General features: G+C 58.5%; 21 protein-coding genes and 2 tRNA genes. 18 read left to right on the top strand and 5 right to left on the bottom strand.

Features of this window, described 5'->3' with window-relative positions:
• Both kdsA and eno read left to right on the top strand, forming a co-directional pair.
• Positions 1–867, top strand: coding sequence for a 3-deoxy-8-phosphooctulonate synthase (gene kdsA / locus GPM19_RS03050; RefSeq protein ID WP_160417406.1), 867 nt, complete (start codon positions 1–3; stop codon positions 865–867).
• A 51-nt stretch (positions 868–918) separates the two neighbouring features.
• The gene (eno, locus tag GPM19_RS03045; RefSeq protein WP_160417405.1) at positions 919–2,211 is read left to right on the top strand and encodes a phosphopyruvate hydratase; all 1,293 of its coding nucleotides are present in this window, start codon (positions 919–921) and stop codon (positions 2,209–2,211) included.
• 394 nt (positions 2,212–2,605) lie between these two features.
• Here eno and fdxA read toward each other — a convergent pair whose 3' ends face one another.
• Positions 2,606–2,929 (bottom strand): ferredoxin FdxA, encoded by a 324-nt coding sequence (gene fdxA / locus GPM19_RS03040; protein ID WP_114486907.1) that lies wholly within the window; start codon positions 2,927–2,929, stop codon positions 2,606–2,608.
• Between the two features lie 152 nt (positions 2,930–3,081).
• Positions 3,082–5,682 (bottom strand): DNA mismatch repair protein MutS, encoded by a 2,601-nt coding sequence (gene mutS / locus GPM19_RS03035; RefSeq protein WP_160417404.1) that lies wholly within the window; start codon positions 5,680–5,682, stop codon positions 3,082–3,084.
• A gap of 210 nt (positions 5,683–5,892) precedes the next feature.
• Between mutS and GPM19_RS03030 the strand changes: the two genes are divergently transcribed.
• The 8 genes from GPM19_RS03030 (at position 5,893) to GPM19_RS02995 (ending at position 12,902) form a co-directional block, all read left to right on the top strand.
• Complete coding sequence (locus tag GPM19_RS03030; RefSeq protein WP_160417403.1) at positions 5,893–6,414, top strand: CinA family protein; 522 nt, start codon at positions 5,893–5,895, stop codon at positions 6,412–6,414.
• A 114-nt stretch (positions 6,415–6,528) separates the two neighbouring features.
• Positions 6,529–7,641 (top strand): recombinase RecA, encoded by a 1,113-nt coding sequence (gene recA, locus GPM19_RS03025; protein WP_160417402.1) that lies wholly within the window; start codon positions 6,529–6,531, stop codon positions 7,639–7,641.
• A gap of 3 nt (positions 7,642–7,644) precedes the next feature.
• On the top strand, positions 7,645–8,097 hold the full coding sequence (locus GPM19_RS03020; RefSeq protein WP_160417401.1) for a regulatory protein RecX: 453 nt from the start codon (positions 7,645–7,647) through the stop codon (positions 8,095–8,097).
• 126 nt (positions 8,098–8,223) lie between these two features.
• Positions 8,224–10,833: an alanine--tRNA ligase gene (gene alaS, locus GPM19_RS03015; RefSeq protein WP_160417400.1), complete on the top strand. Its 2,610-nt coding sequence runs from the start codon at positions 8,224–8,226 to the stop codon at positions 10,831–10,833.
• Positions 10,834–10,945: 112 nt separating this feature from the next.
• Complete coding sequence (locus GPM19_RS03010; RefSeq protein WP_160417399.1) at positions 10,946–12,196, top strand: aspartate kinase; 1,251 nt, start codon at positions 10,946–10,948, stop codon at positions 12,194–12,196.
• Between the two features lie 192 nt (positions 12,197–12,388).
• Positions 12,389–12,577, top strand: a complete 189-nt coding sequence (csrA, locus tag GPM19_RS03005) for a carbon storage regulator CsrA (RefSeq protein WP_114486914.1) — start codon at positions 12,389–12,391, stop codon at positions 12,575–12,577.
• Between the two features lie 135 nt (positions 12,578–12,712).
• A tRNA-Ser gene (locus GPM19_RS03000) sits at positions 12,713–12,805 on the top strand.
• A gap of 20 nt (positions 12,806–12,825) precedes the next feature.
• Positions 12,826–12,902: transfer RNA gene (locus GPM19_RS02995), tRNA-Arg, on the top strand.
• A 157-nt stretch (positions 12,903–13,059) separates the two neighbouring features.
• Here the strand turns inward: GPM19_RS02995 and GPM19_RS02990 are convergent.
• On the bottom strand, positions 13,060–13,989 hold the full coding sequence (locus GPM19_RS02990) for a tRNA dihydrouridine synthase (RefSeq protein WP_160417641.1): 930 nt from the start codon (positions 13,987–13,989) through the stop codon (positions 13,060–13,062).
• A gap of 174 nt (positions 13,990–14,163) precedes the next feature.
• Between GPM19_RS02990 and GPM19_RS02985 the strand changes: the two genes are divergently transcribed.
• The 3 genes from GPM19_RS02985 to GPM19_RS02975 all read left to right on the top strand — a co-directional run bounded on the left by GPM19_RS02985 (position 14,164) and on the right by GPM19_RS02975 (position 17,695).
• The gene (locus tag GPM19_RS02985) at positions 14,164–14,421 is read left to right on the top strand and encodes an OadG family protein (RefSeq protein ID WP_160417398.1); all 258 of its coding nucleotides are present in this window, start codon (positions 14,164–14,166) and stop codon (positions 14,419–14,421) included.
• A gap of 118 nt (positions 14,422–14,539) precedes the next feature.
• Positions 14,540–16,363: a sodium-extruding oxaloacetate decarboxylase subunit alpha gene (gene oadA, locus GPM19_RS02980; protein WP_160417397.1), complete on the top strand. Its 1,824-nt coding sequence runs from the start codon at positions 14,540–14,542 to the stop codon at positions 16,361–16,363.
• A 9-nt stretch (positions 16,364–16,372) separates the two neighbouring features.
• Positions 16,373–17,695, top strand: coding sequence for a sodium ion-translocating decarboxylase subunit beta (locus tag GPM19_RS02975; RefSeq protein WP_160417396.1), 1,323 nt, complete (start codon positions 16,373–16,375; stop codon positions 17,693–17,695).
• A 90-nt stretch (positions 17,696–17,785) separates the two neighbouring features.
• Here the strand turns inward: GPM19_RS02975 and GPM19_RS02970 are convergent, their stop codons facing one another.
• Positions 17,786–18,415, bottom strand: a complete 630-nt coding sequence (locus GPM19_RS02970) for an IMPACT family protein (protein WP_160417395.1) — start codon at positions 18,413–18,415, stop codon at positions 17,786–17,788.
• Complete coding sequence (locus tag GPM19_RS02965) at positions 18,415–18,765, bottom strand: LexA family protein (protein ID WP_227842111.1); 351 nt, start codon at positions 18,763–18,765, stop codon at positions 18,415–18,417. The genes GPM19_RS02970 and GPM19_RS02965 overlap by 1 nt, the downstream gene beginning before the upstream one ends.
• Before the next feature lie 250 nt (positions 18,766–19,015).
• Between GPM19_RS02965 and ccmA the strand changes: the two genes are divergently transcribed.
• From ccmA to ccmE, 5 genes are read left to right on the top strand one after another with little or no spacing between them, the layout of a single operon-like run.
• Entirely contained in the window at positions 19,016–19,660 is a 645-nt protein-coding gene (gene ccmA / locus GPM19_RS02960; protein ID WP_160417394.1) for a cytochrome c biogenesis heme-transporting ATPase CcmA, read from the top strand.
• Positions 19,661–19,715: 55 nt separating this feature from the next.
• Positions 19,716–20,384, top strand: a complete 669-nt coding sequence (ccmB, locus tag GPM19_RS02955; RefSeq protein ID WP_160417639.1) for a heme exporter protein CcmB — start codon at positions 19,716–19,718, stop codon at positions 20,382–20,384.
• A 13-nt stretch (positions 20,385–20,397) separates the two neighbouring features.
• The gene (locus GPM19_RS02950; RefSeq protein WP_160417393.1) at positions 20,398–21,138 is read left to right on the top strand and encodes a heme ABC transporter permease; all 741 of its coding nucleotides are present in this window, start codon (positions 20,398–20,400) and stop codon (positions 21,136–21,138) included.
• Entirely contained in the window at positions 21,135–21,383 is a 249-nt protein-coding gene (gene ccmD / locus GPM19_RS02945) for a heme exporter protein CcmD (RefSeq protein WP_319928085.1), read from the top strand. Before GPM19_RS02950 ends, ccmD begins: the two co-directional genes overlap by 4 nt.
• Positions 21,367–21,876, top strand: coding sequence for a cytochrome c maturation protein CcmE (gene ccmE, locus GPM19_RS02940; RefSeq protein WP_160417392.1), 510 nt, complete (start codon positions 21,367–21,369; stop codon positions 21,874–21,876). The genes ccmD and ccmE overlap by 17 nt, the downstream gene beginning before the upstream one ends.

Here is a 21,876-nt window from a genome sequence, read left to right as displayed (position 1 = left end):
ATGTCTGCACCTGAACGACAAATTCTCGAGCGTGATGTAACAGTTGCCGGCCTTCAGGCCGGCAACTCATTGCCGCTGATGCTTTTGGGTGGCATGAATGTGCTTGAATCCCGGGAAATAGCCCTCGAAGTGGCCCAGCGCTATGTCGAGGTGAGCACGAAACTCGGTATTCCCTATGTGTTCAAGGCCAGCTTCGACAAGGCCAATCGTAGCTCGATCCACTCCTATCGCGGCCCCGGCCTCGAGAAAGGCCTGGAGATTCTGGCCGAGGTGAAGGCGCGCTTCGATGTGCCGATCATCACCGACGTACATGAACCCTGGCAGGCTGAGCCTGTCGCTGAAGTTGCCGATATCATCCAGTTGCCGGCGTTTCTTGCGCGCCAGACCGACCTGGTCGTGGCCATGGCCAAAACCGGTGCCGCGATCAATATCAAGAAACCACAATTTCTCGCCCCCCATGAAATGCGCCATATCCTCAAGAAATTTGAAGAAGCCGGCAATGACCGCCTGATGCTGTGCGAGCGTGGCACCAGTTTTGGTTACAATAATCTGGTGGTCGACATGCTGGGCTTGGGTGACATGAAGCAAACCGGTCGCCCGGTATTTTTCGATGTGACCCATGCGCTACAGCGTCCTGGCGGGCGTGCCGATAGCGCCGGTGGTCGGCGTGCCCAGGTTGCTGAGCTTGCCCGCGCCGGTGTCGCGGTCGGCTTGGCGGGGCTCTTTCTGGAGGCACACCCCGAACCGGACGCCGCCCTGTGCGACGGCCCCTGTGCCTTGCCGCTCGACCAGCTCGAGCCGTTTCTGACCCAACTGGTCGCCCTGGACCGTCTGGTCAAAGGCTTTGCGCCGCTGGAGATAACCTGAGACGGTGCTGCTGCCGTTGACCTACTTGATTAAGATAAAAAGGATCATTTGATGACCAAGATTGTTGATGTCAGCGCCCTTGAGGTGTTGGATTCGCGCGGCAACCCCACGGTAATGGCCAAGGTTCGCCTGGAAAACGGCGCCGTGGGCGAGGCGTTTGCCCCCAGCGGTGCCTCCACCGGTTCGCGTGAAGCGCTGGAGCTGCGTGACGGCGATAAGGCGCGCTACCTGGGCAAGGGCGTGCTCAAGGCGAAAAATGCCATCAATGGCCCGATCGGCGACCGCCTGCTGGGAATGGATGCCGAGGACCAACGCGGCCTGGATAACGCCATGCTCGAGCTGGACGGCACCGACAACAAGGCCAACCTGGGCGCCAATGCGATCCTGGCGGTCTCGCTTGCCGCCGCCAAGGCCGCGGCCAATGCCAAAAATCTACCGCTCTACGCGCATATCGCCGAGCTCTATGGTCAGCCGGGGCAGTACTTGATGCCGGTGCCGATGATGAACATCCTCAACGGCGGCGAGCATGCCGACAACAACGTGGATATCCAGGAATTCATGGTGCAGCCGGTCGGCGCCGAGAATTTCCGCGAAGGCCTGCGCATGGGCGCGGAAATCTTCCACGCCCTGAAAAAGGTGCTGTCCGCCCGTGGCCTGTCGACCTCCGTGGGCGACGAAGGCGGTTTCGCCCCCAGCCTGGCCTCCAACGCCGAGGCCTTGGCGGTAATCAAGCAGGCGGTGGCGGACGCTGGCTACAGTCTGGGCGACGATGTGACCCTGGCGCTGGACTGCGCCTCCAGCGAGTTCTACCAGGACGGGCAATACAACCTGGCGGGGGAAGGCAAGGTCTATGACGCCGCCGGTTTCACCGACTACTTGGCCGGGCTGTGCGACGAATATCCCATCGTCTCAATCGAGGATGGCATGGACGAGTCCGACTGGGACGGCTGGAAAGCATTGACCGACAAGCTGGGCGATCGCGTGCAGCTGGTCGGCGATGATCTGTTCGTCACCAACACTCGGATTCTCAAGCGCGGCATCGACGAGCAGATCGGTAACTCGATCTTGATCAAGTTCAACCAGATCGGCTCGCTTAGTGAAACGCTGGACGCGATCCGGATGGCGCAGGATGCCGGTTTCACTGCGGTGATCTCGCATCGCTCCGGCGAAACCGAAGACACCACCATTGCCGATCTGGCCGTGGGCACCTGTGCCGGCCAGATCAAGACTGGCTCGCTGTGCCGCTCCGACCGGGTGGCCAAGTACAACCGCCTGCTGGTGATCGAAGCCGAGTTGGGTGATCAGGCGGGCTATCCGGGGCTGAAAGCGATCAAGGGCCAATAAAGCGAAATATTGACGCTTCGTAAGAGATGTCCCCATTTCTTGTAAGACATCTCTTACAAAGAGCGAAGAGAAAGGCTATTTTTGAAGGGTAACTTCAGCATAGTTTGCTATTAACTATATGTTTTATAAGTCTTAGAAAATCAAGAACGAACCGACGAGACTTGCTCTTCGTCGTCGGGACCGCCTTGAGTTAATGCCCCAAGCTGCCAGAATAGCCACAGGAGAAAAGAGAAGCAGGGACGCTTCGGGCAGGATGCGACGGGATGCAAGCAGGTTTGGTGCGCCGGGTGAAACAGGAGGTTAACCTTGGCAAGGAAGGCACCCAGGGATGTCGGCAAAGGGATATTGCAAGAAAAGTTTGGAGCGGGCGGCCTAAGGGCCGCCTTTTTTTGTTTCAACGTTCGAGTTTTTCCAGTTTGCCCGGTTTGCCATCCCATTCTTCCGCGTCCGGCAAGGGATCTTTCTTTTCGGTGATGTTGGGCCACACTTCAGCCAGTTCGGCGTTAATTTCAGTAAAGCTTTCCTGATTTTCCGGTAGCTCGTCTTCAGAGAAGATAGCCTCTGCCGGACACTCTGGCTCGCACAGGGCGCAGTCGATGCACTCATCGGGGTGAATGACCAGGAAATTCGGCCCTTCATAGAAGCAGTCGACCGGGCAGACTTCCACACAGTCGGTGTATTTGCATTGGATGCAGTTTTCGGTAACGACAAACGTCATCTCGATATCCCTCTTGCTTGGCCGGGCAGGGTTGCCGCCCGGCAGTCGTGAATGGTCTAAGTGCTTTATGGTTATAAAGCGATAGGTTTTTATAAAGAAAAATTATCGCCACATTCTAGTCGGGGGGCTATCCCGGCGGCAAGCTCTATCCCCTACAGCAGGTCGCGCCATTGATACAGCATGGTCAAGGCCTCACGTGGACTCAGGTCGTCCAGCGCTAGCTGAGACAATGATTCCACCACCGGGTGGGGGGCAGTGGCAAACAAGTCTGCCTGATGCGGCGAAGCGACACTCCCCGGCTCTTTCCCAAGGTCATTAACCAGGTGTCTTGGTGCCAGCGTATCCTGATCGATTTCCCGTTGTTCGAGCGTCACCAGCTTTTCCCTTGCCCGGGCAATTACCGGCGACGGCACCCCGGCGAGTTGCGCCACTTGCAGGCCGTAGCTCTGGCTTGCCGGCCCCGGCTCGATACGGTGCATGAACACGATACCTTCGCCGTGTTCCGTTGCGGTCAGATGCACATTGGCCACCCCCTCGATATGCTCAGGCATCGTGGTCATTTCAAAATAATGTGTGGCGAACAGGGTCAGTGCCTGGGTTTGGGCGAGGTGCTCGGCACTTGCCCAGGCTAGCGAAAGGCCGTCGAAGGTGCTTGTGCCGCGACCGATTTCATCCATCAGTACCAGGCTCTGGGCAGTGGCATTATGCAGGATATTGGCGGTTTCGGTCATTTCCACCATGAAGGTGGAGCGTCCACCGGCCAGGTCATCACTGGAACCGATACGGGTGAAGATGCGATCAACCGGCCCGATTCGGGCTTCATCGGCCGGAACGAAGCTTCCTGCATGCGCCAGCAAGGTGATCAATGCCGCCTGGCGCATATAAGTCGATTTACCCCCCATATTGGGACCGGTAATGATCAGCATGTGCTGTTGCTGATCCAGGCTCAGATCATTGGGTACGAAGGGCGTTTCGCTGACCTGCTCGACCACGGGGTGACGCCCGGCCTTGACCTCTATGCCCCCGTCCTCGCTCAGCGTGGGGCGTACCCAATGCAGAGTCTCCGCCCGTTCACTGAACGCACAGAGGACATCCAGTTCCGCCACGGCGCGAAAGGTGGCCTGAAGCGGATGGAGTGTTTCATTGAGCTCGCTAAGCAAGCTGTCGTAGAGCCGTTTTTCCCGCGCCAGGGCGCGGGACCTTGCCGATAAGGCCTTGTCCTCGAACTCCTTGAGCTCGGGAATGATGAAACGCTCGGCATTCTTGAGCGTCTGGCGGCGAATATAGTCGGCGGGCGCGCTCTGAGCCTGGGCGCGGGGCAACTCGATGAAATAACCGTGGACCCGGTTATAACCCACTTTCAAGTGGGCAAGCCCGGTGCGCTGGCGTTCACGGGTTTCCAGCTCCACCAGATAGGCACCGGCGTTTTCCGCCATGCCGCGATGCTCGTCAAGCTCGCTATCGTAGCCCTCGGCAATCACACCGCCATCGCGAATCACCACCGGAGGATTGTCGATCAAGGCGCGCTGCAAGGTGGCGCTAAGCTCGGGAAAAGGGCGGATATGGGTCTTGAGCACATCCAGGGCGCTGCCAGGCTCGACTTCCGTCAGTTGCTGTTCAAGGTCGGGGAGAACGGCCAGGGCATCTCGCAGGCGGGCCAGATCGCGTGGCCGGGCGCTATAAAGTGCCACACGCGCCAGAATGCGTTCCACGTCGCCTACCGCGCTCAATGTTTCGCGCAAGGTCATGTAGGCAGCCTCGAGCGCAAGCAATGCCACGGCGGCCTGGCGTGCGGTGACGACATCGCGTTGACGCAAGGGCCGGTTCAACCAGCGTTTGAGCAGACGTGACCCCATGGCAGTCGTGCAAGTATCGAGGACGCTGGCCAGGGTGTTATCGGTGGTGCCACCGAGGTTGATGTCAATTTCGAGATTGCGGCGGCTGGCGGCATCGATGACCACGGTATCGTCGCGGTTTTCCACGGCGATGGCGGTGACATGCGGCAGTCGCGAGCGCTGGGTGTCGCGAGCGTAATCGATCAGCACCCCGGCGGCGACAAGTGCCGTTACCAGGTGAGCGCAACCGAAGCCGCGCAGATCCTGTACCTCGAATTGATCGCATAGGCTTCGAACGGCACTTTCCAGGTCGAATAGCCAGTCGCTCTGACGGCACACGCCACGTTGCTGGGCAAGTGCACCGGGCAATGCCAGATCTTCCGGAACCAGCAACTCGGCAGGTGCCAGGCGGGTGAGTTCAGCCAGCATTTCGGCATCGCCTTCCACTTCCAGCACGCTGAAGCGGCCACTGGAAAGCTCCAGCCAGGCCAGACCCCAATGCGGCCCTTTGGAATACAAGGCGGCCAGGACATTGTCGCGCCGGGCGTCGAGCAGGGCTTCATCATGCAGGGTGCCGGGGGTAACGATACGCATCACCTTGCGCTCCACCGGTCCCTTGGTGGCGGCGGGGTCACCCACCTGTTCGCAGATCGCCACGGATTCACCGGCTGCCACCAGCCGCGCCAGATAGCCCTCGGCGCTGTGGTAGGGTATTCCTGCCATGGGAATCGGTTTGCCGCCGGACTGGCCGCGCTGGGTGAGCGTGATATCCAAGAGTGCGGCGGCGCGCTTGGCATCATCGAAAAACAGCTCGTAAAAATCCCCCATGCGATAAAACAACAGAACCTCGGGGTGGTCGCGTTTGATCGAGAGGTATTGTGTGATCATCGGCGTATTCGCTGGACTGGCCTGGGACATGAGCTTCCTGATTGAGCGTGGCGCCCGGCAGCACGATCTCGCGGTGACGGGCGGCATGTTCTGTGGGCAAGGAGAACGCGGTATTCTACGCTGAACTGATCATCGAGATGAAGCTGTCGCCGTCATGAACTGGCTATGATGGACCCGCTATCATGTATTCTGGATTCCTCACTCTCGTCGATATAAGTCCGTCATCATCAAGGAGTCGCCATGCCACGCCCATTCAATACATTTCCCGGCTACGAATCGGAACCGGGGGTGCTGGCCGAGCAGCTGGGGCGGCTATGCCGCGAGCATCGAATAGAGGTGACCACGGCGGAATCCTGTACCGGCGGTGGGATTGCCGCCGCGATCACGGAAGTGGCAGGGAGTTCGACATATTTCACTACAGGCTACGTCACCTATGCCGATGCGGCCAAGACACGCCTGTTGGGGGTAAAGCCTGCGCTGCTTGAAACCCATGGGGCGGTCAGTCGGGCCGTGGTTCAAGCCATGGTGGAGGGTGCCTGTCGTGATAGCGGGGCGCAATTGGCGGTAGCGGTGAGTGGCGTGGCAGGGCCGGGCGGCGGCAGTGACGCCAAGCCGGTGGGCACCGTCTGGCTCGCCTGGGGTAATCTGTCGCACCAGCAGGTGGAGTGCTTTCACTTTCCAGGGAGTCGACAGGCGGTACGCGAGCTGGCGGTGCATCAAGCCCTTGTCGGGCTGATATTGTGGATCAAGACCATGGCATGAGCAGCGAAAACACAACAGAGATTAAATCGGTTTGCTAAGCGATATGCGTTTTTTTGCGCAGCAATGTTTGGCATAATACTGGCTAATTATACAGCTTATGATGAGGAGCCTTGAATGGCACAGGATGACAACCGCGCCAAGGCGCTGAATGCAGCACTCAGCCAGATTGATCGCCAGTTCGGTAAAGGCACCGTCATGCGCCTGGGTGATACGCCCCGCGTGGTCATGCCGTCGGTTTCCACGGGTTCATTGGGTCTGGATATCGCCTTGGGTATCGGGGGGCTGCCCTATGGCCGTGTAGTGGAAATCTTCGGCCCGGAATCCTCGGGCAAGACCACGCTGACCCTGGCCGTGATTGCCGAGGCCCAGAAGCAAGGCAAGACCTGTGCCTTTGTTGACGCCGAGCACGCCCTTGATCCCAGCTATGCCGAAAAGCTCGGCGTTAACCTGGACGATCTCCTGGTGTCCCAGCCGGATACTGGTGAGCAGGCCCTGGAAGTCACCGACATGCTGGTGCGTTCCGGCGGTGTTGACGTCATCGTCATCGATTCGGTGGCGGCACTTACGCCGCGAGCGGAAATCGAAGGTGAAATGGGCGATACTCACGTCGGCTTGCAGGCACGCTTGATGTCTCAAGCATTGCGCAAGATTGCCGGTAACATCAAGAATGCCAACTGCCTGGTTGTTTTCATCAACCAGATCCGCATGAAAATCGGGGTGATGTTCGGCAGCCCCGAAACCACTACCGGGGGCAATGCGCTGAAGTTCTATGCCAGCGTGCGCCTGGATATTCGTCGCACCGGCTCGGTGAAGGTCGGCGATGAAGTTACCGGCAACGAAACTCGCGTGAAAGTGGTCAAGAACAAGGTGGCGCCGCCATTCCGTCAGGCGGAGTTCCAGATTCTCTACGGCAAGGGTATTTATCACGCCGGTGAGGTGATCGATCTCGGTGTGCAGTGCAATCTGGTCGACAAGGCCGGTGCCTGGTACAGCTACAAGGGCAAGAAGATCGGCCAGGGCAAGGCCAATTCGGCGCAGTACCTGGAAGACAATCCGGCGATCATGGAAGAAATCGAAGCCCAAATTCGCGCCCAGCTGCTGGCTCCCGTGGAAACGAAAAAAGACAAGGAGGCTGCCAAGGGCAAAGAACCTGCCAAGGGTAAGAAAGAGCCTGCCATTTCTCCCGCCGACACATCCGTCGAGCCTCCCGAAGACGACCTGATCTAACCCATGGCCGGTGCAGCGACACCCCGCGAGGCTGCCATTGTTCTGTTGGCTCGGCGCGAGCATTCGCGTGCCGAGCTACGGCTACGGTTGGCACGCAAGGGGCATGCAGCGGACGAGATAGAGGCTTGCCTGGATACCCTGGCTGAGCAGGGGCTGCAGTCGGATACGCGCTTTGCTGAAAGCTTCGTGCGCTCTCGCGTGATGCGAGGTCAGGGGCCAATTCGTATCCGCGGCGAGCTTTTTCAACGAGGAATCGACAAAAACCTGGCTCGCGACGCCATCGATGCCGTGATCGAGCAAGAGCGAATCGATTGGTTCGCCTTGGCCGGACAGACGCTGTCACGGCGCTTTTCCATGCCTGGCGACACACCCAAGGAACGGGCCCGGCGTGAGCGCTTTCTGGCCTCGCGGGGGTTCGATTTCGAACAGATTCGCTATGCGCTTGATTGCCTGTAGCGCTTCTTCTCCTTCTCATGGCTTTAGTCATTTGCCAACTGCGCTATAATACCTGTCTTTCTTTGCGACCCCGACGGGTAGTGGCTCAAGCGCCCTGGGGCATCATGTTTCTTTTTTGGATACCCTATGAAAAGCGCAGACATCAGACAGGCCTTTCTGAAATTCTTTGAAGAACAGGGACATACCATCGTTCCAAGCAGTTCGTTGGTGCCGGGCAACGACCCGACCCTGCTTTTCACCAATGCGGGTATGGTGCCGTTCAAGGATGTATTTCTGGGGCGCGATCCGCGCCCCTATGTGCGTGCAACCTCGGCCCAGCGCTGCGTGCGTGCCGGTGGTAAGCACAACGACCTGGATAACGTGGGGTATACTGCCCGTCACCACACCTTCTTCGAGATGTTGGGCAACTTCAGCTTCGGCGATTACTTCAAGCGCGAGGCCATTCGCTTTGCCTGGACATTCTTGACCGAAACCTTGGGGCTGCCCAAGAGCAAGCTCTGGGTCACGGTCCATATCAGCGATGATGAAGCCGAGCGCATCTGGAAGGATGAGATCGGTATCGATCCTGAGCGTTTCTCCAGGCTGGATGAAGACAATTTCTGGCAGATGGGCGATACCGGCCCCTGCGGGCCGAGTTCCGAAATATTCTTCGATCACGGCCCCGAAGTCTGGGGCGGTCCGCCGGGAAGCCCGGAGGAAGAAGGTGACCGTTATATCGAAATCTGGAACCTGGTGTTCATGCAGTTCGACCGTGATGCAAGTGGCACCTTGAACCCATTGCCCAAGCCTTCCATCGATACCGGCATGGGGCTGGAGCGTGTCGCCGCGGTGATGCAGGGCGTGCATTCCAACTACGAAATCGACTTGTTCCAGAACCTGCTCGCGTCGGCAACTGAGGTAACCGGGTTCAACAACACGGAGAACCCTTCTCTGCGAGTGATTGCTGACCATATCCGTTCCTGTGCCTTCCTGATTGCCGATGGCGTGCTGCCTTCCAACGAGGGCCGTGGCTATGTATTGCGTCGCATCATTCGTCGCGCCATTCGTCACGGCCATACTCTGGGTGCCGAAGGGCCGTTCTTCCACCGCTTGGTGGATGCGCTGGATGCGGAAATGGGCGAGGCCTACCCGGAGTTGCGCGAAGCGCGCGAGCAGATCACCCGTGTGCTGCTAAAAGAGGAGGAGCAGTTTGCGCGCACGCTGGAACACGGCATCACCTTGCTGGAAACCGCCCTGGACAAGCTGGAAGGCGTGGTGCTGCCCGGCGAAACCGTCTTCAAGTTGTACGATACCTACGGTTTCCCTTACGACCTCACGGCGGATGTGTGTCGTGAGCGAGGCGTGCGGCTGGACGAAGAAGGCTTCAAACGTCAGCTTGACGCCCAGCGTGAACGGGCGCGTGCCGCCAGCCAATTCGGAGCGGATGCCAGTATTAACATCGAGCTGGAAGGCAAGACCGATTTCGTCGGCTATGAGCAGCTTGAAGACAGTGCCCAGGTCATCGCGCTGATGGATAGTGCCGGCAATGAACTTGTCACCCTGGAAGCTGGCAAGAAAGGCCTGGTGGTGCTGGACCGCACGCCGTTCTATGCCGAGTCCGGCGGGCAGGCGGGTGATACCGGTTATCTCTACTTGGCCAACGGCCGGTTCGAGGTGACGGATACGCAAAAATACGCGAGCCACCACCTGCATCACGGGGTACTGGTGGAAGGCGAGCTGACCGTCGGCGAGCCGGTGACCACCCAGGTGGATGCCGGTCTGCGCGATGCCACGGTGCGCAATCACTCGGCCACGCATTTGTTGCACAAGGCATTGCGCATGGTGCTTGGCGATCACGTTCAGCAGAAAGGTTCCTTGGTGACCGCTGAGCGATTGCGTTTCGACTTTAGCCACTTCGAGCCCATGACCACCGAGCAGCTGGACGAAGTCGAGCACATCGTCAATACGCAAATATTGGCCAATGCGCCGACCCGAACCGAACAGATGAGCTTGGAACAGGCCAAGGTCAAGGGAGCGGCAGCCCTGTTCGAGGCCAAGTACGAGGATAACGTCCGTGTGCTTACCATCGGCCCTGACGATTTTTCCGTCGAATTATGCGGTGGTACGCATGTGGGGCGCAGTGGCGATATCGGCTGTTTTCATGTGGTCTCGGAAGTGGGTATCGCCTCGGGAGTACGGCGCATCGAAGCGATTACCGGTGAAAATGCCTTGAGCTATTTCCGTGAACAGGAAAGTCGTTTGAATCGCATCGGTGAGCGCCTGAAGGTCAAACCCGAGCAACTGGAGTCGCGGGTCGAATCATTGGTCGAGCGTAACCGTACCCTGGAAAAAGAGCTTGAACAGCTCAAGGGCAAGCTGGCCAGTGCTGCGGGCAGCGATATGCTGAGTCAAGCCCGTGAGATCAGCGGCGTCAAGCTTCTCGCTACACAGCTGGAAGGCGTTTCCGGAAAGGAATTGCGCGGTATGCTCGACCAGCTCAAGAACAAATTGGGTTCAGGCGTTATCGTGCTGGCGGTGGCCGACGAAGCCGCCGGTAAGGTCAGCTTGATTGCTGGGGTCACCCAGGACCTGACGGATCGCGTCAAGGCGGGTGAGTTGATCAACTTCGTGGCGTCTCAGGTGGGTGGTAAAGGCGGAGGTCGTGCCGATATGGCGCAGGCCGGAGGAAATCAGCCAGCGGCCTTGCCTAGTGCTCTGGAAAGCGTGCCTAGCTGGTTGGAAGCTCAGCTCGGCTAAAAAACCGGGCCGGTGGCGAAATGCCCCGGCCCGGTTTTTTGTTATTATCCCTTTTTATTCATTTTCCAGTTTCATTCACCCTCCATTCCCGAACGAACAGGAAAAACGGCATATGGCACTATACGTACAGAAGTTCGGCGGCACCTCGGTAGGCTCTCCCGAGCGCATCAAGGCCGTGGCGGAAAAGGTCAAGGGCTTCCGCGATCAGGGCCATCAGGTCGTGGTGGTGGTCTCCGCAATGAGCGGCGAAACCAACCGGTTGACCGAACTGGCCCGCTCGATCAATGAAGAACCCACTCCCCGTGAAATGGACATGCTGCTTTCCACCGGTGAACAGGTGACGATTTCCTTGCTGGCGATGGCGCTACAGAAGATCGGTGTTCCGGCTACCTCACATACCGGTGCCCAGGTGGGTATTCATACCGACAGTGCCTACACCAAGGCGCGTATTCAGCGTATTGAAACCGATGATCTTAAGGCTGACCTGGATGATGGTCAGGTGGTCGTGGTCGCTGGCTTCCAGGGAGTGGATGAGGAAGGCAATATCACCACGCTGGGTCGGGGCGGCTCGGACACTACCGGTGTTGCCCTGGCGGCGGCGTTGGGTGCGGATGAATGTCAGATTTACACCGATGTGGATGGCGTTTATACAACCGACCCCAGGGTGTGCTCCAAGGCCAAACGTCTGGAACGCATTACCGTTGAGGAAATGCTTGAGCTTGCCAGCCTGGGCTCGAAGGTGCTGCAAATCCGCGCGGTCGAATTCGCCGGCAAGTACAACGTTCCCTTACGGGTGCTGTCGAGTTTCGAAGACGGCCCCGGCACCCTGATTGTTGCAGAATCTGACCAAGACGAGGACTCCATGGAAGAACCGCTGATTTCCGGTATCGCTTTTACCAAGAACGAAGCCAAGCTGACCCTGTTGAATACGCCTGATGTCCCTGGCGTTGCATCACGCATTCTCGGGCCGATTGCCGATGCCAACATCGAAGTCGACATGATCGTGCAGAACGTGGCACCGGCAGGCGATTACACCGACTTCACTTTCACCGTGGCCAAGGGTGACTACAAGGCTACCAAGCGCATTCTCGAAGAGACCGTGATTCCTGACTTGGGCGGCGGTGAGCTGCGTGGTGACGACAATATCGCCAAGGTATCCCTGGTCGGTGTGGGTATGCGTTCGCATGCCGGGGTGGCTTCCAAGATGTTCCGTGTGTTGGCGGATGAAAATATCAATATCCGTATGGTTTCTACCTCGGAAATCAAGATATCGGTAGTCATCGATGAGAAACGCATGGAGTTGGCGGTAAAGGCGTTACACACGGCGTTTGGACTCGATAAATCCGATATTGAAAGCGAGTAACGTTCACGTCACGAACCTTCTACCCTGAAAGGGACTCGCTGCCGAGTGGTGGTGGGCTTTATTTCAACGGAAAGTTTCAGTGCTATGAAACTGGAGCATTGGTGACTAGCATCACCATGCCGCATAATGGCATGGTGGCGCTGTTAGCGTGCACATCCCGTTGCTACAAAACGACTGAGAAGGAGATCAGCCATGCTCATCTTGACTCGCCGTGTCGGCGAAACCCTGATGATCGGTGATGAAGTCACCGTGACCGTACTGGGTGTAAAAGGCAACCAGGTACGTATCGGCGTTAATGCGCCTAAAGACGTCGCCGTACACCGTGAAGAGATTTATCAGCGCATTCAGCGTGAGAGAAGCAGTGAAGAAGGCGCCGAATAAGGTGCTTTCCACTGCCTGCCGAGCAGGCTGTTTCCGGCGCTGCCAAGCAAGATGGTTTGATGCGTGCGCGAAAAAATCCGCGGGATGACTGGACAAGCATCTCTGAAATCGGTAATATTCGCGCCGTGCCGTTAAGGAGAGGTGGCCGAGTGGCTGAAGGCGCTCCCCTGCTAAGGGAGTATAGGGTTTATAGCCCTATCGAGGGTTCGAATCCCTCTCTCTCCGCCAATCGGTAGATGTGAAGACAAGCGCCCGTAGCTCAGCTGGATAGAGTACCTGACTACGAATCAGGTGGTCGGAGGTTCGAATCCTCCCGGGCGCACCAGATTCCAAACCCGCCCTCTCGTGAGGGCGGGTTTTCTGTTTCAGAGTTACTGTTTCAAAAATACTTTTTCTTCTTTTTACTGGCTAGACCAACTGCTGCTCGCAAGACGGTCTGGTGATCGTGTTTGGCGCCCTCGCTTTGCGAAGGGCGCTTTTTTTTAAGCCGCTCCCAGGACGTCCAGGAGTGTAGGCAGATCAGTGATGCGCTTGAGCTTCTGAAAGCGTGTTTCCACCTCCTGGCTACGCAAGCGCATCTGGGCCAGCCACTGCTTGACCAGAGAGACCACAACACGCGGCGGCAAGCTTTGGCTCTGCCGAGCCGCGTAGCGCCGGAGCATGTCTGCCTGCATCGCCCAGGTGGTGGCAGGTAGGCGCTCGCCAGTGGCTTGCCAGTGGCGAATACAGCTTGCCAGCCAAGGGTCGGCCAAGGCGCCTCGCCCAAGCATGACATCGCGACAGCCCGATAGGGTGCGCGCTTTCCAATAATCTTCCAGTGTCCAGATATCGCCATTGGCGACCACCGGTATGCGTAAACGGTGATGAATCCTGCCTATCCACTCCCAATGTGCCGGTGGGCGGTAGCCTTCGTCGCGAGTACGCCCATGTACCACGAGCTGGCGAGCACCCCCGGCTTCGGCAGCCAGGGCGCACTCAAGTGCCAGGCGGCGATCAGAGAACCCGAGGCGGATCTTGGCGGTTACGGGGATAGACTCACCGACGGCGTCGGCAACCGCCTGGACGGCTTGATGCAAACGCTCCGGCCGACGCAGCATCGAGGCGCCACCATCATGCCGGTTGACAATTCTGGCTGGGCAGCCAAAGTTAAGGTCTATGCCGATTGCGCCCAATGCCAGTGCCTGGCGGGCATTGGCGGCGAGTGCCTCGGGTTCGGAGCCCAGTAACTGAAGATGTACCGGTACTCCACTAGGCGTTGCCACCGGTGTCCTGTCGAGTTCCGGGCAATGTTTGCGAAACACTCGCGGGGGAAGGCGGGCATCGACCACGCGCACGAATTCCGTTACCGCCCAGTCGAAACCGGGTATCCGGGTCAGGAGGTCGCGCGTAGTGGCATCGATGACGCCTTCCATCGGGGCCAAGCCAATTTTTCCATCTTGTAGTAAATTAACAACGTTGACTTCCACCATGGCGACCTTGCAATCTTTTCAGGGTGTGGCAGGTTAATGCATCATTCGTAGTGGGCCAAGTTGCTTTTCTAGGCAGTTATACTGGCAACAAGTGCAAATATTCAGGAGAAAAACCGTATGCAGGATACACAGCTGCTCCGTGAAGGACTGGCCTTGATGGGACTAGGCATGGGGTTTGTTTTTGTTTTTCTTACGGTTTTGGTAATCAGCGTGACGCTGATGTCGGGCGTAATCCGACGTTTTGCCCCCGAGGCTGCGCCGGTCGCGACAGCTAAATCAGCGACACCAGCAACGTCGGGCACCCCCCAGGAAGATGAACTGAAGGTGGTGATCAGCACCGCCATTCACCGTTATCGCAACCGTCATCGGGATTGAACCACACACGACAGGCCGTTTGGGCGCCTGTCGTGTGTCGTTTTCGTGTGTTTATTTCCTATTCATATTTGCGTCTTTTTTCTTCATTTTTCATTAAAACGACACTAGGGCCTACATCATGAACGACACAAAACGTCCTCTAGGCATCACGGATGTTGTGCTGCGCGATGCGCATCAGTCACTGTTTGCCACGCGCATGCGCCTGGATGACATGCTGCCGATCGCCGAAAAACTCGACAAGGTGGGCTTCTGGTCGCTGGAGTCCTGGGGTGGCGCAACCTTCGACGCCTGTATCCGTTACTTGGGCGAAGACCCCTGGGAGCGCATTCGCGCCCTGAAGGAAGCGATGCCCAATACCCCGCAACAGATGTTGCTGCGTGGCCAGAACCTGCTGGGGTACCGCCACTACGCCGACGATGTGGTGGATAAATTCGTCGAGCGGGCCAAGACCAATGGGGTGGATGTCTTCCGGGTGTTCGATGCCATGAATGACCCGCGCAACCTGGAACGGGCGATTAAGGCGGTGCGCCAGGTGGGCGGTCATGCCCAAGGCACGATTTCCTACACCGTGAGTCCTGTCCACACCTTGGATAGCTGGGTCGAGCTGGCCCGGTCGATCGCTGACATGGGGGCCGACTCTCTGGCGATCAAGGACATGGCCGGGCTGCTGACGCCTTACACGGCGTTTGAATTGGTGTCGCGGCTGAAAAAAGAGCTGTCGATTCCCATTCACATGCAGTGCCACGCCACCACCGGGCTTTCCACCGCGACCATTCTCAAGGCGGTGGAAGCGGGCATCGATAATGTGGATACCGCGATTTCCTCGATGTCGATGACCTATGGCCACAGCCCCACCGAGTCGGTCGTGGCGATGCTCAAGGACACCGACCGGGATACCGGCCTGGACCTGGAATTGCTTGAAGATATTGCCGGTTATTTCCGTGAGGTACGCAAGAAGTACGCCGCCTTTGAAGGCTCGCTCAAGGGCATCGACTCGCGCATCCTGATCGCCCAGGTGCCCGGCGGCATGCTGACCAACATGGAAGGCCAGCTCAAGGAGCAGGGCGCCGGTGACAAGCTCGATGCCGTGCTCGAAGAAATTCCGCGGGTGCGCGAGGATCTGGGCTTCATTCCGTTGGTCACGCCCACCTCGCAGATCGTCGGCACCCAGGCGGTGATGAACGTCATGATGGGCGAACGCTACAAGTCGATTTCCAAGGAAGTTCAGGCGCTGCTCAAGGGCGAGTACGGTACCGCCCCGGCGCCGTTCAACAAGGAGCTGCAGAACCGCGTGCTCGAGGGCGGTGAGCCGATTACCTGTCGCCCGGCGGACAACCTCAGCCCGGAAATGGATAGGCTCACCACCGAGCTCAGGGAAAAGGCCAAGGCCGAAGGCATCCGTCTGGCCGAGGGCGAGCGCGAGATCGATGATGTGCTCACCTATGCGCTGTTCCCGCAGATCGGTCTGAAGTTCCTCAAAAACCGTGACAATCCGGACGCCTTCGAACCGGTGCCCCAGGCTCAGCAGGCAACGGCGCAACCGGCCCAAGCGCCGGCCAAGCCCGCTGCCAAAGTACCGGCCACTGCCGCCGCCCCGGAAACTTACACCATCAAGCTCAATGGCAAGGCCTATGTGGTGGAAGTCGCTGAAGGCGGCGAGGTCGGCGATATTCAGCCGTCGGCTGCAAGTACGCCATCCGTGTCACGCGACGAAGGCTCGGCGCCCTCTTCGGGGGAAATCATCAGCGCACCCTTGGCGGGCAATATCTTCAAGGTCAACGTCAAACCCGGCGAGAGTGTCGCCGAAGGCGACGTGGTGATCATTCTCGAAGCCATGAAAATGGAAACCGAAGTGCGGGCCGCAAGTGCGGGTACCGTCACGGCTGTCAAGGTCAGCGAAGGCGATAGCGTCGCCGTCGGCGACACCCTGATCGAACTTTAAGGACAGGACATGGATAAATTACACATCCTGTGGGAAGGGTCGGGGCTATATAACCTGGAAGTAGGCCAGGCCGCGATGATTGCGGTGGGCTTATTACTGTTGTATCTGGCCATCTACAAGAAATTCGAACCGCTGCTACTGGTCCCGATCGGTTTCGGCGGCATCCTAGCCAATATTCCCGAAGCGGGACTGGCGGTTTCCGCGCTGGACCAAGCCATCGGGGTGGCGAAGCCGATGGTGCTCAACCAGATCGCCTCGGCTTTTGGGACCACTCTGGACCCTCTGGCCAGCGTCGAGACCTGGCGCGAGACGCTCAAGCTGATCGCCGGTGACGGTGCCTCGCCGGATCAGTTGCGCGCCGCGCATGACGTCTCGGTCAATGTTGGCTACGGCGACGGCCTGCTGTATATGTTCTACAGCGTGGCGATTACCTCCGGTATTGCTCCCTTGATTATCTTCATGGGGGTGGGGGCGATGACTGACTTTGGTCCGCTGCTGGCCAACCCGCGTACGCTGTTCCTGGGGGCCGCTGCGCAGTTTGGTATTTTCGCCACGCTGTTTGGCGCCGTGGCGCTGTCGTCGATGGGCGTGATGGATTTCTCGCTCAATCAGGCGGCTGCCATCGGTATCATCGGTGGGGCCGATGGTCCCACCTCGATCTATGTCTCAAGCATTCTGGCGCCGGAACTGCTGGGGGCCATTGCCGTGGCGGCCTACGCCTACATGGCCTTGGTGCCGCTGATTCAGCCGCCGATCATGAAGCTTCTGACCTCGCGTAAAGAACGCGAAATCACCATGACCCAGCTGCGCCCGGTGTCCAAGCTTGAAAAAGTGGTCTTTCCCTTGCTGCTGCTGCTGCTGGTGGCGATGTTTCTGCCCGATGCCGCGCCGCTGCTGGGCATGTTCTGCTTCGGCAACCTGATGCGCGAGTGTGGCGTGGTCGAGCGACTCTCCGATACCGCCCAGAATGCCCTGATCAACATCGTCACCATCGTGCTGGGCCTGGCGGTGGGTTCCAAGCTGATGGCGGAAAGCTTTCTGGCGATCGAGACGCTGGGGATTCTGGGGCTAGGCATTGTGGCCTTCGGTATCGGCACTGCCGCCGGGGTGTTGATGGCCAAGCTGATGAACCTGATGAGCAAGATGCCAATCAATCCGTTAATCGGTGCCGCCGGTGTCTCGGCGGTGCCCATGGCGGCACGGGTGGCCAATAAGGTGGGGTTGGAGTCTAACCCGCATAACTTCCTGCTGATGCATGCGATGGGCCCCAACGTGGCCGGGGTCATCGGCTCGGCGGTAGCTGCCGGGGTGATGATCAAGTACTTGGGATAAGTACTTGAGATAAGTACTTGAGAAAGCCACTTGGCTCGAACGTAGCGATGTTAAGAATGGTAATAACGCGGCATGCCCTGGCATGCCGCGTTATTTTTTTGTGTCGAGATCCTGGTAGCTGAGTGACGATTTCAAACGATTTTCCAAAGGCGAGAGATCCAGAGGGTGGTCGCTTGGCCAGCCAATGGTCAGGTAGGCGCCTTGAGCATCATAAGATACGTCAGTGATAGGAATGGCCTGCTCAGCTAGCCAGGCTCGCGCCTCGGCTTCGCCGGCAAAGGGCAGTTGCAAGCCATAACGGCGGCGCTCCACCAGTTCCTTAGTGGGCAAGTCGACAAGGGCTGCGCTGACTGCCTGGGCGTAGGCGCGGGCCAGCCCACCGGTTCCCAGCTTGGTGCCGCCGAAGTAGCGAGTCACCACGCAGCCGACTTGTCCCAGGCTACTGCCTTCCAGTACCTGAAACATGGGGCGTCCAGCGGTGCCGCCCGGTTCACCGTCATCGGAAAAGCCGATGTGGTTCTGCTCACCGGGCGGGCCTGCGATAAAAGCGCTGCAATGATGGCTGGCATTGGGGTGAGCAGTGCAGGCCGCCCTGAGCAGTACCTGGAGCTCGGCGGGAGAAGGCGCATGAGTTACCCAGGTAATAAAGCGGCTTTTTTCCACCTCGATATCGGCACTGTGCCATGTCCCAGGAGAAAGATGTGGAACGAGGTAGCGCATTAGTGCGCCGTGACATGGTGATTGATGCCCATGACCAGGCCCAGTACTTGAATATCACGATTGTGCAGGAACATGGCGGGCTGCAGGGTGTCAGCGGGAAGCAAATGAACCCCGAGCCGGTTGATCGAGAGCTTTTTCAAGGTGATTTCCTGTTGATTGATCTCTGCGGTAAGCGTTTCTTCATCAGCGTCGTTCTGGAAGCGCCGGATAATGATGACATCGCCATCGAAAAGGTTGCAATCATGCAGGGCATTACCGCGAATTTTCACGGCATAGGTATTGCGGCGCATGACTCGACCGTGAGCGGGGGGAGTCATGCGAGGAGAGGGTGCGGCGGAAGAGGGCAGCATCAGGGAGCTCCTGGCGGTAGCGCAAAGCGATGGGCTGTCATCCATGGTGGGAGTTTCCATACGTAGCGTCTCTTGGGGCATGTCTTTTTATACAGTGATTGCCAGTATAGACCTGTCATTAATTACAGTGCCAGCGACGACTATCAACGTTTGGCTTTTCATGCGACCCGGCGCCGCAGGGCTCGACTAGCGACAAACCACCTTTCCGTGTAAAGTCTGGCTCGAATTCAATATGCTGGGAGAGTCCCCTTTGAGCCTGCGGCTACATGCCCGAAAGCTAGCCTGTGAGCGCGATGATCGCTGGCTTTTCCAAGGTCTCGACCTGGAGGTGCGCGGCGGTGAAATCGTTCGAATCGAGGGGCCTAATGGGAGTGGTAAAACCACGCTGTTGAAAATCCTTTCCGGCCAGCTGGCGGAGTACGAGGGCGAGCTCTTCTGGAACGACACCCCCATGCGCCAGGCGCGCGAGCATTTTCTGGCCAACCTGCTGTATCTGGGGCATGCCCCTGGGGTCAAGGCGGGCCTGACCCCCTTGGAAAACCTGAAGTGGTACCAGGCGTTGAGTGGCGAGACCGGCAATGAAACGGCTCGCTTCGCTGCACTGGAAAGCGTTGGGCTCGCCGGGTTCGAAGACTTGCCGGCAGGCCAGCTTTCCGCCGGTCAGCAACGTCGCGTCGCCTTGGCACGGCTGGAACTGACCCCGCGTGCCCTTTGGGTGCTGGATGAGCCGTTTACCGCCATTGATCGAGATGGTGTCGCAGCACTCGAAGCGCGGCTTGTGGCTCATGCGCGGGCCGGGGGCAGTGTTGTGGTCACCACCCATCATGAGTTGGCGGCATCCACAGCATTAAGGCGCATTCAGCTGGGCCAAGGAGATAACCTTGCAGGTATCTGATACAGCTCCCGTGGCCTCTGCTGGCGTGGCGCTTGGGGAACCCGGCGGTAATCTCATGGTCGCTATTACAGCGACCCTAAAGCGTGACCTGACGTTGATGTTGCGACGGCGAGGCGAAATGCTCAATCCACTGGTGTTCTTTGCGCTGGTGATCACCTTGTTTCCGATCGGCATTTCTCCCGACCCCGAACTGCTCGCGTTGATCGCGCCGGGGCTTCTATGGGTGGCGGCGCTACTGGCGGCCCTGCTTTCCCTGGATAGTCTGTTTCGCAGTGATTATGACGATGGCAGCTTGGAGCAACTGCTGCTGGCCCCCCAGCCGCTGGCGGCATTGAGCTTGGCCAAAGTAGCGGTACATTGGTTGTTGACCGGCTTGCCCCTCGCCCTGATGGCGCCGGTGCTGGGCATCATGTTGGCGCTGCCGGCGGGCAGTTATTTGATCCTGGCCCTTTCGCTGGCGTTGGGTACCGCCAGTTTGAGTCTTATCGGGGCGATTGGCGCAGCGCTTACCGTGGGGCTGGCGAAAGGCGGTGTCTTGCTTTCGCTGCTGGTGCTGCCACTCTACATTCCGGTATTGATTTTCGGTACCGGTGCCGTCCAGGCGGCCGTTTTCGGTGATGGCGTCACCGCGCACCTGGCTATTCTAGGCGCGCTACTGGCAGGTGCGCTGATCTTCGCCCCTTGGGCAATTGCAGCCTCGCTGCGAATCAGTATCAACGGTTGAGGACGAATACAGAATGTGGGCTTTCATTCATAAACTGGGTTCGCCCAAGTGGTTTTACCGCATCAGCGCCAAGCTGCAACCTTGGTTCTGGGTGGCGGCAGCCGGTCTGATCGTGACCGGCTCGCTCTGGGGGCTGGCTTTCGCTCCGGCGGACTACCAGCAGGGCAACAGCTTTCGTATCCTCTATGTGCACGTCCCCGCAGCATTTCTGGCGCAATCGATCTTCGTGTCGATGGCCATCGCCGGGCTGGTGTACATGGTGTGGAAGATCAAGGTGGCGGACATGGCGGCGGCGGTCATGGCGCCGCTGGGAGCGGCGATGACCTTCATCTCGCTATTTTCCGGCGCGGTCTGGGGCGTGCCCACCTGGGGAACCTGGTGGATGTGGGATGCGCGTCTGACCTCGATGCTGATACTGCTGTTTCTGTATTTGGGTGTGATTGCCTTGCGTGGTGCCTTTACCAGCCGCGACAGTGCCTCACGTGCCGCCTCCGTGCTGGCCATGGTGGGGGTGATCAATATTCCGATCATCAAGTATTCGGTAGACTGGTGGTACACCCTGCACCAACCGGCCACCTTTACCATTACCTCGCGTCCGGCGATGCCCACTGAAATGTGGCTACCGTTGCTGCTCATGGTGTTGGGTTTTTACAGTTTTTTCATTGCACTGACCTTGATGCGCACGCGCAGTGAAATATTGCGGCGTGAATCGAATAAACGCTGGGTGCGTGAGCTGGTAGAGGAAAAACAATGATGGCATTCGATTCGTTTGGAGACTTTCTCGCCATGGGCGGCCATGCGCCGTATGTGTGGTCCTCCTGGGGAATCACCTTCATGTTGCTGATTGGCGCCGTGCTGCATGCACGCCTCGAACGTCGCCAACTGCTCACGACACTCCGGCGGCGCGTTCGCCGCGAACAGGCACGCCATCAGCCGGTGGCATCTCAGGCCCCGTTGAACACAGCTCAAGGTGGAGGCAATCATGACCCCCAAGCGTAAACAGAAACTCTTTATCGTGCTCGGCCTGGTGTCACTGGCGGCAATTGCCATCGGGCTGACCCTGTATGCCCTGCGGGCCAATATCAATCTGTTCTTCAGCCCGGTGCAGATCGCGGCGGGTAGTGCTCCCATGGAACGACAGATTCGCGCCGGCGGCATGGTCAAGGAGGGTTCCGTGTCGCGTAATAAGGAAAGCCTGGAAGTGGAGTTCAAGGTGACCGACTACGTCGATGATCTGGAGGTCTATTACAGCGGCATCCTGCCGGATCTGTTTCGTGAGGGTCAGGGCGTGGTTGTCGTGGGTGAGCTGCAGAGCGACGGGCGTTTGCGTGCCGATCAGGTACTGGCGCGCCATGATGAAAACTATATGCCCCCGGAAGTGGCTCAAGCCTTGGAAGAGGCCGGCTATTCTCCCGCCGACTATCAGGCCAAGGCGGCTGAAGTGGGTAAACGTCTAAAAGCCCAAGGTAATGCCGAAACCAGCCAGTATTGA

Origin of the sequence: Vreelandella zhuhanensis, from assembly GCF_009793355.1 — a bacterium.
GTDB classification, from domain to species: Bacteria; Pseudomonadota; Gammaproteobacteria; order Pseudomonadales; family Halomonadaceae; genus Vreelandella; species Vreelandella zhuhanensis.
Note: the sequence above shows the minus strand (reverse complement) of the source record. Positions and strands in the feature narration are given on the sequence as shown.

Bases quoted from the DNA above. Each gene is read 5' to 3' on its own strand.
- fdxA (WP_114486907.1), bottom strand. From the start codon at position 2,929: ATGACGTTTGTCGTTACCGAAAACTGCATCCAATGCAAATACACCGAC.
- mutS (WP_160417404.1), bottom strand. From the start codon at position 5,682: ATGTCCCAGGCCAGTCCAGCGAATACGCCGATGATCACACAATACCTC.
- ccmE (WP_160417392.1), top strand. From the start codon at position 21,367: ATGACCCCCAAGCGTAAACAGAAACTCTTTATCGTGCTCGGCCTGGTG.
- GPM19_RS02965 (WP_227842111.1), bottom strand. From the start codon at position 18,765: ATGCTGCCCTCTTCCGCCGCACCCTCTCCTCGCATGACTCCCCCCGCT.
- GPM19_RS02975 (WP_160417396.1), top strand. From the start codon at position 16,373: ATGGATAAATTACACATCCTGTGGGAAGGGTCGGGGCTATATAACCTG.
- GPM19_RS03010 (WP_160417399.1), top strand. From the start codon at position 10,946: ATGGCACTATACGTACAGAAGTTCGGCGGCACCTCGGTAGGCTCTCCC.
- oadA (WP_160417397.1), top strand. From the start codon at position 14,540: ATGAACGACACAAAACGTCCTCTAGGCATCACGGATGTTGTGCTGCGC.
- ccmD (WP_319928085.1), top strand. From the start codon at position 21,135: ATGATGGCATTCGATTCGTTTGGAGACTTTCTCGCCATGGGCGGCCAT.
- eno (WP_160417405.1), top strand. From the start codon at position 919: ATGACCAAGATTGTTGATGTCAGCGCCCTTGAGGTGTTGGATTCGCGC.
- GPM19_RS02985 (WP_160417398.1), top strand. From the start codon at position 14,164: ATGCAGGATACACAGCTGCTCCGTGAAGGACTGGCCTTGATGGGACTA.
- GPM19_RS03030 (WP_160417403.1), top strand. From the start codon at position 5,893: ATGCCACGCCCATTCAATACATTTCCCGGCTACGAATCGGAACCGGGG.
- recA (WP_160417402.1), top strand. From the start codon at position 6,529: ATGGCACAGGATGACAACCGCGCCAAGGCGCTGAATGCAGCACTCAGC.
- GPM19_RS02970 (WP_160417395.1), bottom strand. From the start codon at position 18,415: ATGCGCTACCTCGTTCCACATCTTTCTCCTGGGACATGGCACAGTGCC.
- ccmB (WP_160417639.1), top strand. From the start codon at position 19,716: ATGGTCGCTATTACAGCGACCCTAAAGCGTGACCTGACGTTGATGTTG.
- GPM19_RS03020 (WP_160417401.1), top strand. From the start codon at position 7,645: ATGGCCGGTGCAGCGACACCCCGCGAGGCTGCCATTGTTCTGTTGGCT.
- csrA (WP_114486914.1), top strand. From the start codon at position 12,389: ATGCTCATCTTGACTCGCCGTGTCGGCGAAACCCTGATGATCGGTGAT.
- kdsA (WP_160417406.1), top strand. From the start codon at position 1: ATGTCTGCACCTGAACGACAAATTCTCGAGCGTGATGTAACAGTTGCC.
- GPM19_RS02990 (WP_160417641.1), bottom strand. From the start codon at position 13,989: ATGGAAGGCGTCATCGATGCCACTACGCGCGACCTCCTGACCCGGATA.
- GPM19_RS02950 (WP_160417393.1), top strand. From the start codon at position 20,398: ATGTGGGCTTTCATTCATAAACTGGGTTCGCCCAAGTGGTTTTACCGC.
- alaS (WP_160417400.1), top strand. From the start codon at position 8,224: ATGAAAAGCGCAGACATCAGACAGGCCTTTCTGAAATTCTTTGAAGAA.